Origin of the sequence: Kitasatospora sp. NPDC004615, assembly GCF_042873545.1 — a bacterium.
Lineage (GTDB): Bacteria > Actinomycetota > Actinomycetes > Streptomycetales > Streptomycetaceae > Kitasatospora.
The window spans coordinates 840,013-853,348 of the sequence record NZ_JBIALQ010000002.1; the positions used below are offsets into that span (position 1 = coordinate 840,013).

General features: G+C 72.8%; 12 protein-coding genes and 1 riboswitch. Of the genes, 4 read left to right on the forward strand and 8 right to left on the reverse strand.

What is annotated here, in order from left to right; genetic code table 11:
- Positions 1 to 4: 4 nt before the first annotated feature.
- Together ACFYS8_RS10625 and ACFYS8_RS10630 are read right to left on the reverse strand one after the other, a co-directional pair.
- On the reverse strand, positions 5 to 2,704 hold the full coding sequence (locus tag ACFYS8_RS10625; RefSeq protein WP_387638628.1) for an ABC transporter permease: 2,700 nt from the start codon (positions 2,702 to 2,704) through the stop codon (positions 5 to 7).
- Positions 2,701 to 3,417, reverse strand: a complete 717-nt coding sequence (locus ACFYS8_RS10630) for an ABC transporter ATP-binding protein (protein ID WP_387638631.1) — start codon at positions 3,415 to 3,417, stop codon at positions 2,701 to 2,703. The genes ACFYS8_RS10625 and ACFYS8_RS10630 overlap by 4 nt, the downstream gene beginning before the upstream one ends.
- Before the next feature lie 165 nt (positions 3,418 to 3,582).
- Here ACFYS8_RS10630 and ACFYS8_RS10635 point away from each other — a divergent pair, with 165 nt between their 5' ends.
- Positions 3,583 to 4,212: a hypothetical protein gene (locus ACFYS8_RS10635; RefSeq protein WP_387638634.1), complete on the forward strand. Its 630-nt coding sequence runs from the start codon at positions 3,583 to 3,585 to the stop codon at positions 4,210 to 4,212.
- Positions 4,213 to 4,278: 66 nt separating this feature from the next.
- Here the strand turns inward: ACFYS8_RS10635 and ACFYS8_RS10640 are convergent, their stop codons facing one another.
- From ACFYS8_RS10640 to thrC, 5 genes are all read right to left on the reverse strand, one after another.
- The gene (locus tag ACFYS8_RS10640) at positions 4,279 to 4,635 is read right to left on the reverse strand and encodes a hypothetical protein (RefSeq protein ID WP_387638636.1); all 357 of its coding nucleotides are present in this window, start codon (positions 4,633 to 4,635) and stop codon (positions 4,279 to 4,281) included.
- Between the two features lie 111 nt (positions 4,636 to 4,746).
- Positions 4,747 to 6,369, reverse strand: coding sequence for a chaperonin GroEL (gene groL / locus ACFYS8_RS10645; protein WP_387638638.1), 1,623 nt, complete (start codon positions 6,367 to 6,369; stop codon positions 4,747 to 4,749).
- A gap of 322 nt (positions 6,370 to 6,691) precedes the next feature.
- Positions 6,692 to 6,898 carry a cold-shock protein gene (locus ACFYS8_RS10650; RefSeq protein ID WP_014137493.1) on the reverse strand — a complete coding sequence of 69 codons (207 nt, stop codon included), beginning with the start codon at positions 6,896 to 6,898 and terminating at the stop codon, positions 6,692 to 6,694.
- Between the two features lie 588 nt (positions 6,899 to 7,486).
- Complete coding sequence (locus tag ACFYS8_RS10655; RefSeq protein ID WP_387638643.1) at positions 7,487 to 7,765, reverse strand: MoaD/ThiS family protein; 279 nt, start codon at positions 7,763 to 7,765, stop codon at positions 7,487 to 7,489.
- 32 nt (positions 7,766 to 7,797) lie between these two features.
- Positions 7,798 to 9,078: a threonine synthase gene (gene thrC, locus ACFYS8_RS10660; protein WP_387638645.1), complete on the reverse strand. Its 1,281-nt coding sequence runs from the start codon at positions 9,076 to 9,078 to the stop codon at positions 7,798 to 7,800.
- 17 nt (positions 9,079 to 9,095) lie between these two features.
- Positions 9,096 to 9,224, reverse strand: a riboswitch (SAM riboswitch).
- A 163-nt stretch (positions 9,225 to 9,387) separates the two neighbouring features.
- Here thrC and ACFYS8_RS10665 point away from each other — a divergent pair.
- The 3 genes from ACFYS8_RS10665 (at position 9,388) to ACFYS8_RS10675 (ending at position 12,413) form a co-directional block, all read left to right on the forward strand.
- Entirely contained in the window at positions 9,388 to 10,362 is a 975-nt protein-coding gene (locus ACFYS8_RS10665) for a glucosyl-3-phosphoglycerate synthase (RefSeq protein WP_387638905.1), read from the forward strand.
- A gap of 24 nt (positions 10,363 to 10,386) precedes the next feature.
- A complete protein-coding gene (locus ACFYS8_RS10670) occupies positions 10,387 to 10,875 on the forward strand; it encodes a hypothetical protein (RefSeq protein WP_387638647.1) in 489 nt (162 codons plus the stop codon).
- Positions 10,876 to 10,946: 71 nt separating this feature from the next.
- Positions 10,947 to 12,413: a trehalose-6-phosphate synthase gene (locus ACFYS8_RS10675; protein WP_387638649.1), complete on the forward strand. Its 1,467-nt coding sequence runs from the start codon at positions 10,947 to 10,949 to the stop codon at positions 12,411 to 12,413.
- A 45-nt stretch (positions 12,414 to 12,458) separates the two neighbouring features.
- On the opposite strand, the gene otsB is transcribed toward ACFYS8_RS10675, so the two are convergent.
- A complete protein-coding gene (gene otsB, locus ACFYS8_RS10680; protein ID WP_387638651.1) occupies positions 12,459 to 13,307 on the reverse strand; it encodes a trehalose-phosphatase in 849 nt (282 codons plus the stop codon).
- Between the last annotated feature and the right edge of the window lie 29 nt (positions 13,308 to 13,336).

The window sequence follows — 13,336 nt, forward strand, 5'->3', positions numbered from 1 at the left end:
CTGCCTATCCGCGCCATCCCGCGGGGTCGTCCCGGCGCAGCGCGCCGAGCAGGCCGGCCAGCACCGGCAGCGCCAGGGCGAACAGCGCGATGGTGGCCCACGGGATGTCGGCGGGGTTCAGCACGGCGGGTGCGCCCAGCGCCCCGGCCACCCGGGAGCGCAGCAGGGCGTACGCGGGGACGAAGCCGCTGACGGTGCCGAGCAGGGCGCCGAGCAGCGAGATCAGTCCGGCCTGGAGCCCGGCGACGGTGCGCCGGGTGCGCGGCCGGGCGCCGATCGCGGACAGCAGGACGCGTTCGCGGCGGGCGTCGTCGGCGGCCAGCGCGGTGGAGACCACGGCCGCGCCGAGCACCACCAGGGCGGCGAAGCCGCTGAGCGCGACCTGCACCACGCTGCTCTGCGGCCGGAAGCCGCGTTCCACGCCGAACTCGGAGTGCGGGGCGAGTCGGGCGACGGTGGCGGCGGCCCGCTGTTGGGCCCGGTCGGTGACGGGCGTGGTGGGCAGCCAGATCGCCCCGGCCGGCACGACCTTCAGACCGAGTCCGCGGATCGCGTCGGGCGAGATCACCAGCGGCGCGTAGCGCTGCGCGGCGGGCCGTTCGAGCAGGACGGCGTCGACGGTGACGTCCTTGGGCTCCATGTTGTTGCCCAGCATCCGCAGCACCGCCTTGCCGTCGTGCAGGTAGGACGGGTCGGTGACCACGGCCTTCCCGGCGAGCAGCGCCGTCTCGGCGGCCTGGTCGCGCACCGCCAGCAGGTTGCGCAGCACCTTGGCGTCGCCGACCACGACCGACCTGGTGACGTCCCGGCCGTAGCGCTGCCCGCCCTCCGCGGACACCACGCTGGAGCAGCCCTCGCAGAACACGTAGTTGGCCTCGTACAGGTCGGCGCGCTCCCCGAGGTCCGGGATGTCCTGGACGATGGCGGTGCGCAGCTGGGGCATGGTGTCGGCGTCGCCGTGCAGGGTGAGCCTGACGGCGCCGACGGGCTGCTCCAGCCGGTAGGAGGCGCGGTCCTGGGCCTCGGCACCCGCGGTGTGCACGCCGACCGCGACGGCTCCGGCGACGGCGGCCAGCACGGCGGCGACCGCGGGGCCGGTGCGGGAGCGGTGCCGGGCGGTGTCGCGCAGCGCGAGCCGCGGGCCGACCGGCAGCAGGCGGGCGAGCCTGCCGAGCAGGGCGAGCAGCAGCGGGGTGAACAGCAGCAGGCCGAGTTCGGCGAGCGTGGCGCCGCCCAGCACCGACAGGGTGCGCGTCGACAGTCCGGCGACCACCGGCATCCCGCCGGTCGGGGCGGCCACCGCGCCGTACAGCGCGAGTCCGATGCCGGCCAGCACGACCGCCAGGCCGAGCAGTGGCGTCCAGCGGGCGGAGCGGCGCACCGGGTCCCGGTCCGTCAGGCCGTCGAGCACTTCGCGGCGTCCGGCCTGCAGGGCGGGCAGCAGGGCGGCCAGCAGCGCGGTGACCATGCCGACGGCGGCGATCCCCAGCAGGTCGGACGGGTTCAGGGTGAGCCCGCCGAACCGGCTGCCGCCCCACTCCTCGATCCGGGTGCGCAGCACGGCGACCAGGGCGGCGCCGACCACGGTGCCGAGCACCGCGCCGGCCGCGCCGAGCACCAGTCCGCCGCCGAGCACCACGGCCCGGACGTGTCCGGGGCGGCCGCCGGCCGCGCCGAACAGGGCGAGCTGGCGGCGGGCCCGCCGGGCGCCGACCGCGAAGGCGGGGCCGGCCAGCAGCGCGACCTCCAACAGGGCCATCGCGGCGGTGGTGGCGACCGTCATCAACCGGCGTTCGCGGGCGTCCTGCGCGCCGACGGCCTCCTCCACGGCCGGCACGTCGGCCGGCGGGTGGGCGGCGACCTGGCGGCTCGCCAGGGTGTAGCCGTAGCGGTTGAGTTCGCGGACCTGCTCCCAGCCGAGGCTCGCCCCGGCGGGCAGCCGGACCAGCCAGGCGGCCTTGTTGGCGGCGGCCTGCTCGGCGCCCGGGTTCTGCGGGGCGAGTCCGGCGGTGACCTGCGCGGCGTCCAGCTGCTGGTACAACTCGCCGGGGCGGGCGACCAGTTCGGACTTGTTCAGGTCACCGGGGAGTTCGACGGTGCCGGTCAGCGTGAACGGGGTGGACTCCAGGCCGCGGACGGTGACCCGGTCGCCGATCCGCAGGCCGGTGCCGGTGAGGAACGCCCGGGTGGCGGCGGCCTCGTGGGCGGCGGCGGGGGCCCGGCCGGAGACCAGGTTCAGCCGGCCCTGCCAGAGCTCGCCGGTCAGATCGGCCTCGAAGGTGTCGACGGGGGCCAGGCCGTCGTGGGTCTGCACGGACGCCACCGGGCCGGTGCGGGCCGGGATCAGGGTGCTGCCCTTCGGGAGCAACTCGCCGAGCAGCACGGTCGGTTCGGTGCCGACGGCGCGCTTCTGCTCGGGCGTCTGGTTGTCCGGGCGCACCGGCAGGGTGCGGACGCCGTCGGCCGGGAACACCGCCTGCTCGATGCTCCGGCCCGGGTCGTAGGCGCCGATCAGCGCGTCGGAACGGCCCATCAGCCGGTCGGAGCGCTCGGCGGCGCTGAGCTGCCCGCTGCGGTGCACCACGTCCACGCCGGTCGCGCCGAGCACCGGCAGCGCGATCATCGCGACCACCAGGGCGCTGCGGCCCTTGGCCCGCAGGGCGTCGCGGCGCGCCATCCGCAGCACCGCCCGCCAGGCGCTCATCGGCCGGCCTCGGTGCGCTGCGCCGCCTCGCGGAGGTACCGGCCGTCCCGGAGGAACACCACCCGGTCCGCCCAGGCCGCATGCGTGGGGTCGTGGGTGACCATCATGGCGGCGGCGCCGGCGTCGCAGCGCGAACGCAGCACCTGCAGCACGGCCTCGCCGGTGGCCGAGTCGAGCGCGCCGGTCGGCTCGTCGGCGAGCACCAGCCGGCGCTCACCCGCCAGCGCCCGGCCGATCGCGACCCGCTGCTGCTGGCCGCCGGACATGTCCTCCGGGAACCGGTCGGCGAGTTGGGCGATCCCCAGCTCCTCCAGCGCGACCAGTGCCTCCGCGCGGGCGGTCCGGGCGGAGACGCCGTCCAACTCCCTTGGCAGCGAGATGTTCTCGGCCGCCGTCAGCGACGGAATCAGGTTGTACGACTGGAACACGTAGCCGACCGAGCGGCGACGCACATCGGCCAACTTGGCCCGGCTCAGCCCCTCCAGCGGGGTGCCCTCGACCAGCACCCGGCCGACCGACGGGCGGTCCAGGCCGCCGGCCAGAGCGAGCAGCGTGGACTTCCCGGAGCCGGACGGCCCCATCACGGCCAGGAACTCCCCGGCCCGCACTTCCAGGTCGATCGGGTGCAGGGCGTGCACCTGGGCCTCGCCCCGGCCGTGCACCCGGCCGACTCCCTCCAGGCGCAGCACGGCCTGCGCGCTCGATCCGGTCATGGCTCCCCCTCGGAACAGCGGAACGTCTTGCATACCGAGTATGTATAGCCTTCGAGCGACGACTACTCAAGTCTGCGTCATAAGTCGGTGAACTACATATAGTCTGGATCACATCGCGGGCCGAACCATGCCGCCGCACCACCGGCAGGGAGCAGAATGACCGTCATGACCGCATCGCTGTCCGAGCGCTGGCACGCCTTGCTCACGCGCTGCGGCGCCACCGTCGACCCGGAGCCCTACGCCCGCGACCTGCTCGCCCGCTGGGCCGAACCGCAGCGCCGCTACCACACCACCGACCACCTGCGGGCCGTCCTGGACCGGATCGACGAACTCGCCGACCACGCCGAGAACCCGGACGCCGTCCGGCTGGCCGCCTGGTTCCACGACGCCGTCTACCGGCCCGACCGCTCCGAGAACGAAGAACGCAGCGCCGCCCTCGCCTGCCGCGCCCTACGCGAGGCGGGCCTGCCCGAACCCCTGGTCCACGAGGTCGACCGCCTGGTCCGACTCACCGTCACCCACCACCCCGCGCCCGGCGACCACAACGGCGAAGTCCTCTGCGACGCCGACCTCGCCGTCCTCGGCTCACCCCCCGACCGCTACGCGGCCTACACCGCCGCCATCCGCGACGAATACTCCTTCGTCCCCCCGAACGCCTTCCGCGAGGGCCGCACCACGATCCTCCACCACCTCCTCGCCCTCCCCGCCCTCTACCGCACCCCCGAGGCCCACGCCCGCTACGACGCGCAGGCGCGGGCGAACATGCAGCACGAGCTCAACGAGCTGGCCGGGTAAGAGGGCGGGCGCGAAAACTGTGCGGGCGCGAGACCAGGGGCGCGAGCGGATGCGAAGCGCCTGCTGTCAGTCGAGCTCCCCCACCGCCGCGACGATCAGACCCTTCTTGCCGCACACCCAGTGCGGATCCGCCCCCAACTCCGGCTCCACGCCCAGCGCGTGCGGGTCGTCCTCCGCCGCACAAGCCGCGCACAACGGCCACCGCCCGTACGACTCCAGCAGCGCGTCCTGCACGTCCTGCGCGATCAGCCCGAGCACGAACTCGCAGCCGTCCGGCCACTGTTCGAGCCACCAGCGGCGGTGGGTGACGGCGTCCTCGACCAGCGAGACGATCGCGGCGTCGGCGACGTCCCGCGCGGTGAGGTCGGCGAGGATCAGCGCGCGGGCGCTGTGCAGGGCGGCTTCGATCTCGTTGCTGGACATCCGCCCATTGTCCCAAACCGCCGCCACGACCCGGAAACGCCGCAAGGGCGGCCTCCCGAAGGAGACCGCCCTCACGGCGTGAGACTGACCGATCCAACCGGTGAGGTCGGATCAGAAGTCCATGTCACCGCCCGGCATGCCGCCGCCGGCGGCCGCGGAGGCCTTCTCCGGCTTGTCGGCGATGACGGCCTCGGTGGTGAGGAACAGCGCCGCGATGGAGGCGGCGTTCTGCAGGGCGGAGCGGGTGACCTTGGCGGGGTCGATGATGCCGGAGGCGATCAGGTCGACGTACTCGTTGGTCGCGGCGTTCAGGCCGTGGCCGGCGGGCAGGTTGCGAACCTTCTCGACCACGACGCCGCCCTCGAGGCCGGCGTTGGTGGCGATCTGCTTGATCGGGGCCTCGAGCGCCACGCGGACGATGTTGGCACCGGTGGCCTCGTCGCCGTCCAGCTCCAGCTTCTCGAACGCGACACCGGCCTGCAGCAGGGCGACGCCACCACCGGCGACGATGCCCTCCTCGACGGCGGCCTTGGCGTTGCGCACCGCGTCCTCGATGCGGTGCTTGCGCTCCTTGAGCTCGACCTCGGTGGCCGCGCCGGCCTTGATGACGGCCACGCCGCCGGCCAGCTTGGCGAGGCGCTCCTGGAGCTTCTCGCGGTCGTAGTCCGAGTCGGAGTTCTCGATCTCGGCGCGGATCTGGTTGACGCGACCGGCAACCTGGTCGCTGTCGCCGCCACCGTCGACGATGGTGGTCTCGTCCTTGGTGATGACGACCTTGCGGGCGGTGCCCAGCAGGTCGACGCCGGCGTTCTCGAGCTTGAGGCCGACCTCCTCGGAGATCACGGTGCCGCCGGTCAGGATGGCGATGTCGCCCAGCATGGCCTTGCGGCGGTCGCCGAAGCCCGGGGCCTTGACGGCGACGGACTTGAAGGTGCCGCGGATCTTGTTCACGACCAGGGTCGACAGGGCCTCGCCCTCGACGTCCTCGGCGATGATGACGAGCGGCTTGCCGCTCTGCATGACCTTCTCCAGCAGCGGGAGCAGGTCCTTGACCGAGGAGATCTTGGAGTTGGCGATGAGGATGTACGGGTCCTCGAAGCTCGTCTCCATGCGCTCCAGGTCGGTGGCGAAGTAGGCGGAGATGTAGCCCTTGTCGAAGCGCATGCCCTCGGTGAGCTCGAGCTCCAGGCCGAAGGTGTTGCTCTCCTCGACGGTGATGACGCCTTCCTTGCCGACCTTGTCCATGGCCTCGGCGATGAGCTCGCCGATCTGGGTGTCGGCGGCCGAGATGGAGGCGGTGGAGGCGATCTGCTCCTTGGTCTCCACGTCCTTGGCCTGGGCCAGCAGCTGGTCGGAGACGGCGGCGACGGCCTTCTCGATACCGCGCTTCAGGGCCATCGGGTTGGCGCCGGCGGCGACGTTGCGCAGACCCTCGCGGACGAGCGCCTGGGCCAGCACGGTGGCGGTGGTGGTGCCGTCACCCGCGACGTCGTCGGTCTTCTTGGCGACCTCCTTGACGAGCTCGGCGCCGATCTTCTCGTACGGGTCCTCGAGCTCGATCTCCTTGGCGATGGAGACACCGTCGTTGGTGATGGTGGGGGCGCCCCACTTCTTCTCCAGAACGACGTTGCGACCCTTGGGGCCGAGCGTGACCTTCACGGCGTCGGCAAGCTGGTTCATGCCACGCTCAAGGCCGCGGCGGGCTTCCTCGTCAAAGGCGATGATCTTGGCCATTAGAAGTGGTCCTCCGGGACACGGTCGACTGCTCGGACCAAGGGGGTGCCCGCGACGGACGGCCCAGGAGAGCGGGGGTCTCGTCCCCTACCGCTTCCGGGGCCTCACCGGCCCGGTCCGTTGTCACTCTCACGCTGTGAGTGCTAACGCCAATGATTAGCACTCGGGGGTGTCGAGTGCAAGCCCATTCGCCGCGCTCCGACGCCCCTCCCGGGAAACCCGCAGGCAGGCCCGGGAACGCCGACAGGCCCGGACCCGGACGCGTCGCGCCGGGGCCGGACCTGCCGGGTCATAGCTGTGGTGTGTGCGGTCTACCGGGCCGTCAGGCGCCGGCGGCGCGGACCATGTCGGCCTGCGGACCCTTCTGACCCTGCGAGATCTCGAACTCGACCCGCTGGCCCTCTTCCAGGGTGCGGTAGCCGTCCATCTGGATCGCGCTGTAGTGGACGAACACGTCCGCTCCACCGTCGACCGCGATGAAGCCGTAGCCCTTCTCGGCGTTGAACCACTTGACGGTGCCCTGAGCCATTCCGAACTCCCCTTGTGCTGTGCTGGCCCTTCAGAGATCCGCGGGACGCGGACCCGGAGGTCTGGAAGGCCGGCCTGTGGGGACTCCCCCCCGCACGGCGCAGCCTCGTGTCGCGGCTGAATGTATCCGGATATGCGCCCTCTGCAACAGGCCCTAATTTCACGGAAAGTCCGTACCCCACACCGGATATGACGGGTCGAAAGGTATATGGCCCGACAATTGCCACCGGACATAACGGACGTGTCGCCGCAAATCGTCGAAAGAATTCTGACGGCGGCCTGACAGGTCGGGCGGTGAACGGTCCGGCGCATGTCTCAGAGCGCGGGACGGGACGGGGCCGGCGCGAGGTGCGGTGCGGGAAAAATCGAGGATTGGAACGGGCCGTGGCGGGGAACGGCTCCACCGGCACTCTACTCCCCCGCGAACGCGGGAATTCCAGCGACCCGCCAGGTCGGAATCACGGCTGCCCGCGCGCCCGGCCGATGTGCGAAGCCGCCGCCGGGCGGCTCGGAAATCGAATTCCGAGCCCGCGCCCGACGGCGGCGGAACGAATACGCGGGGCGGCCCCACCGGCCGCCCGGAGCTGCCTCAGCAGCCGCCGGCCACCGCCGGAATGATCGACACCGAGGCGCCGTCCTTGATCTCGGTCTCCAGGCCCTCGGCGAAGCGCACGTCGTCGTCGTTGACGTACACGTTCACGAAGCGGCGCAGCTTGCCGGTGTCGTCCAGCAGGCGGGCGGCGATGCCGGTGTGGTTCGCCTCCAGGTCGGCGATGACGGCGGCCAGGGTGGCGCCCTCGGCGGTCACCTCGGCGGCGCCGCCGGTGTAGGTGCGGAGGATGGTGGGGATGCGGACGGTGGCGCTCATGGGGGTGCTCCTAGAAGAAAGTCGTGGGGGGATCAGGCGGAGACGAGACCGGCGGCGCGGAAGGACTCCAGCGTCGGGCGGATCACGGCGGTCATGCCGGAGTCGGCGACCGCGTCGAGGGTCTTCAGGCCGTCGCCGGTGTTGATCGCGACGGTCTCCTTGCTCGGGTCGAGCTGCCCGGTCTCGACCAGCTTCTTCAGCACGCCGACGGTGACGCCGCCCGCGGTCTCGGCGAAGATGCCCTCGGTGCGGGCCAGCAGCTTGATCGCCTCGACCACCTGCGCGTCGGTGACGTCCTCGACGGCACCGCCGGTGCGGCGGGCGATGTCGAGCACGTACGGGCCGTCGGCGGGGTTGCCGATCGCCAGCGACTTGGCGATGGTGTCCGGCTTGACCGGCTTGATCACGTCGCGGCCGGCCTTGAAGGCGGCGGAGACCGGGGAGCAGCCCTCGGCCTGGGCGCCGAAGATCTTGTAGGGGCGGTCCTCGACCAGGCCGAGCTTGATCAGCTCCTGAAGCCCCTTGTCGATCTTGGTGAGCTGGGAGCCGGAGGCGATCGGGATGACGATCTGCTCGGGCAGCCGCCAGCCGAGCTGCTCGCAGATCTCGTACGCCAGGGTCTTGGAGCCCTCGCCGTAGTAGGGGCGCAGGTTGACGTTGACGAAGCCCCAGCCCTCGCCGGCCGGGTCGCCGATCAGCTCCGAGCAGAACCGGTTCACGTCGTCGTAGTTGCCGTCGATGCCGACCAGCTCGCCGCCGTACACCCCGGCCATCACGACCTTGCCCTGCTCCAGGTCGTGCGGGATGAACACACAGGACTTGAAGCCGGCCCGGGCCGCGGCGGAGCCCACCGCGCCCGCCAGGTTGCCGGTGGACGAGCAGGACAGCGTGGTGAACCCGAAGGCGCGGGCGGCCTCGATCGCGCAGGCCACCACCCGGTCCTTGAACGAGTGGGTGGGGTTGCCGGAGTCGTCCTTGATGTGCAGCTGCGCGGTGAAGCCCAGCTCGCGGCCCAGGTTGTCGGCCTTCACCAGCGGGGTCCAGCCCGGGTTCAGGTTCGGCTTGCCCGCGACGTCGGCGGGGACGGGCAGCAGCGGGGCGTAGCGCCAGATCGACGCCGGGCCGGCCTCGATCCGCTTGCGCAGTTCCTCGGCGTCGTAGCCGGCGTAGTCGTAGGCGATCTCCAGCGGGCCGAAGCACTCCAGGCACGCGAAGCTCGGGCCGAGCGGGAAGCGGGTGCCGCACTCGCGACAGGACAGTGCGGTGGCCGGACCGAGGTCGACGGCGGCAGGTGCGGGGGTGTCAACAGCCATGATGGCGAGGCCCTTTCTCCTCATCTTCCCCGGGGCGCGGTCGCGCCCGGGCCGGAATTGGCACCTGTCCCGCCGGGCCTGCTGGGCCGCGCGGGAGGGTTGCCGGGACTTCAACGGGCCGTTCCCTCAGTCCCTCTGGATGAGCTGTATGAAGTTGTGGTCGTACGCTGCGAGCGACCCCGGCGTGCGAAGGTCCGAGCGCAGTACGAAGACTGTAACGGAAGGCCGGTGCGGTCGAACCCCACCGTCCGACAACCGAGACAGAGCGAGACAGGGAGCGAGATCTTGGCCGAGCAGCCCGAGCCCGGGATACTGCCGGAAGTGGCCGACTGGCTGCGCCGCCGGTCCTGGACGGCCACCGACCGGCCGCTCGACCGGCTGCTCGCCGCCAAACGCGCCGCCGGCCCGGCCGGCACCGTCAGCGTGGTGCTGCCCGCCCTGGACGAGGAACCCACCGTCGGCGAGATCGTCACCACCATCCGCACCGAACTGATGGAACGCGTCCCGCTGGTCGACGAACTGCTGGTGGTCGACTCCGGCTCGGTCGACGGCACCGCCGCCGCCGCGGCCGCCGCCGGCGCCCGGGTGGTGCACCGCGACGCCATCCTGCCCCGGCTGCCCGCCGCCCCCGGCAAGGGCGAGGTGCTGTGGCGCTCACTGCTCGCCAGCAGCGGCGCGATCGTCTGCTACATCGACGCCGACCTGCGCGAATTCGACCCGGCGTTCGTCTCCGGCATCATCGGCCCCCTGCTCACCGACCCCGACCTGCACCTGGTCAAGGCCATGTACGACCGCCCGTTCGAGGCCGACGGCGCCGTCGTCCCGGCCGGCGGCGGCCGGGTCACCGAACTGGTCGCCCGCCCCCTGCTCAACCTGCACTGGCCGCAGCTGGCCGGCTTCGTCCAGCCGCTCGGCGGCGAGTACGCGGCCCGCCGCAGCCTGCTCGAACAGCTGCCCTTCCCGACCGGCTACGGCGTCGAACTCGGCCTGCTGGTCGACGCGTTGGAACTGGTCGGGCTCGACGCGCTGGCCCAGGTCGACGTCGGCGTCCGGCACCACCGCCACCAGGACGGCCAGGCCCTCGGCCGGATGGCCGCCACCATCTACCGCACCGCCCTGGAACGCCTCGACCGCGCCCACCGCCTCAAGGCCGACCCCGACCTCGTCCGCCCCCTGCTCACCCAGTACACCCGCACCGCCACCGGCTTCACCCCCCGCACCCACCCCGTCCCCGCCGCCGAACGCCCCCCGATGATCACCGTCCCCGAGTACCGCAACCGCTGACCGCCACCCCACGTCCGTCCCGGCATGGACCCCACCCCGGAAGCCGAACCCGCGCCCGCCGCTTCCGGTTCCGGCGCCGGCATCGGCTGCCTCGCCCTGCTGCTCGCGCCCGTCCTCGGCTTCACGGTCGAGTCCCGGGTGCTGCGGCTGATCGAGGACACCTGGTCCGACTGCCTGAACATGGCCCGGCCGGTCACCTACGACCTGACCGACGACGCCCGGTTCAACCTGCTCAACTCGTACGAGTGCGGCTACCTGTTCCTGCCGCCCCTCGCCGTCCTGCTCGCCCTGTACCTCACCCGCCGCTCCCCCGGCCTGCTCACCCGGGCGCTCGCCGCGGCCTTCGCCGCCCTGCTCACCGCACTCGCCGTCGCCGCCGTCGACCTGGAGCACAACCTCACCCCGCCGCGCGGGTGGTACCTGCCCGGGAAGTGCCCGGACGGCCGCCCGCCGTGGCTGCCCGACTTCCTGCCCGCCCGCGACTCCGGCCCGCCGACCGGCCATCGCGGCTGACGCCCGCCGTTCACCCGTCGCGGGCCGCGCCGGGTGGTTTGGTCGGCTGGTCGCACGGCAAGGTTGGCTGTATGGCCGATCACGCGTCCGAACGCCCCACGCAGTCCGGAGCCGCCCCGATCCTGGTGGCCTCCAACCGCGGCCCGGTGTCCTTCCGCACGGAGGACGATGGCACGCTGAGCCTCCGCAGAGGCGGCGGCGGCCTGGTCTCCGGGCTCTCCGCGATCGACGACCCGAACGCCGTCTGGGTCTGCGCCGCCCTCTCCGACGCCGACCGCACCGCCGCCCGGCAGGCCCCCGACGGGCGCCTCGACCGGGCCGGCCACGACGTCGGCGGACAGGCCGTCCGGATGCTGGACATCGATCCGGAGACCTTCGCCCTTGCCTACAACGGCGTCGCCAACTCCACCCTGTGGTTCGTCCACCACCTGCTGTACGACATCCCCACCAAACCCGCCTTCGACGCCGGCTTCCGCACCGAATGGGCCGCCTACCGGGCCTACAACACCGCCTTCGCCGAGGCCCTCGCCGCCGAGGCCGCCCCCGGCGCCGCCGTCCTGGTGCAGGACTACCACCTCTCGCTGACCCCCGCGCTGCTCCGCGAACTCCGCCCCGACCTGCGCATCGGCCACTTCTCGCACACCCCCTGGGCGCCGCCCGAGTACTACCGGCTGCTGCCCGACGACGTCGCCGCCGAAGTCCTCCGCGGCATCCTCGGCGCCGACCGCGCCGCCTTCCTCACCCGCCGCTGGGCCCTCGCCTTCGCCGACTGCTGCGAAGCCGTCCTCGGCGCGAGCGTCGACCGCGACGTCCTCGCCGTCACGTACGCCGGCCGCACCACCCGGCTCGGCGTCCACGGCCTCGGCGCCGACGCCGCGTTCCTGCGCGAACGCGCCCACCGGCCCGACGTCGACGAACGCCTCGCCGCCCTGCGCGAAGCCGTCGGCGACCGGCGCACCATCGTCCGGGTCGACCGCACCGAACTCAGCAAGAACATCGTCCGCGGCCTGCTCGCCTACCGGCACCTGCTGCGCACCCGCCCCGAATGGCACGACCGGGTCGTCCACATCGCCTTCGCCTACCCCTCGCGCACCGACCTCGCCGAGTACCGCGAGTACACCGCCGAAGTGCGGCGGCTCGCCGAGGAGATCAACGCCGAGTTCGCCACCGCCGACTGGCAGCCGCTCATCCTGCACGTCGACGACGACTTCCCGCGCTCCCTCGCCGCGTACCGGCTCGCCGACGTCGCCCTGGTCAACCCCGTCCGCGACGGCATGAACCTGGTCGCCAAGGAAGTCCCCGTCGTCTCCGACCACGGCTGCGCCCTGGTCCTCTCCCGCGAGGCCGGCGCCCACGCGGAACTCGCCGACGACGCGATCACCATCAACCCCTTCGACGTCATCGCCACCGCCGACGCCCTGGCCCAGGCCCTCACCATGCCCCCCGCCGACCGCGCCGACCGCACCAAGCGCCTGGCGTCCGCGGCAACGGCACTGCCTCCACAGCAGTGGTTCCTGGACCAGCTCCACGCGCTGTAGGAGCGGTTGGGCGCGTAAGCGGGCTTGCGCTTGTCGCACCCCCGCTTACGCGCCCAACAGCTCCGCCAGCTCACTGAGCAGGTCCACCACCCCCGCCGGCCCCGCCACCACCAGGTCCGCGCGATCGGCCAGCTCGCGGACGGGGGCCTCGCCGGTGACGGGGCCGCTGCACACCAGCAGGCCGGGGTGGCCGTCCTTCCGGCGCGACTCGACCTCCTCGTACGCGGCGACGTCCCCGAGATCGTCGCCCGCGAACAGCACCGGCCCGGCTTCCCGTTCGGCGAGGAACTTCCGCAGGGCGACGCCCTTGTCGACGCCGGGCGGGCGCAGTTCGAGGACCATCCGGCCGGGTTCGACCACCAGGCCGTGCCGCGCGGCCAGTTCGGCCAACGGGGCGCGCAGGCGCGCGAGTTCACCGTCGGGGTCGTCCGCCCGCCGGGTGTGCACCGCCAGCGCCCGTTCCTTGTCCTCCACGGAAACGCCGCCGGCAGCCTTCAACTCCCCCAGCAGCGAAGGAAGTTCGCCCCGAACGGCAGCAACCCCCGGCGGCGCCGGCGCCGCCGTGACGGCACCGGTCCGCGCGTCCCAGCGTTCCGCGCCGTAGTGGCCGAGGACGGTGAGGTGTTCGAGCCCGGCGACAGCCCCGAAGCCGCCGTACGCGGCAGCGGTCGCCGCGGGCCGGCCGGTGACGATGACGACCGAGCCGACCAGCGGGGCGAGCGCGGTGAGGGCGGGGACGACGCCGGGGTGGGCGCGGGCCCTCTCGGGGTCGGCGACGATCGGGGCGAGCGTGCCGTCGAAGTCGAGTCCCACGACCGCGGAGCGCGGGTCGGCGAGCAGGCCCGCCAGTCCGGTCCGCCCTGCCTGGGACGTGATCTGCTCAGCAATTCCCATGGCCCCGACGCTACCCGGCCGGGGCCCCC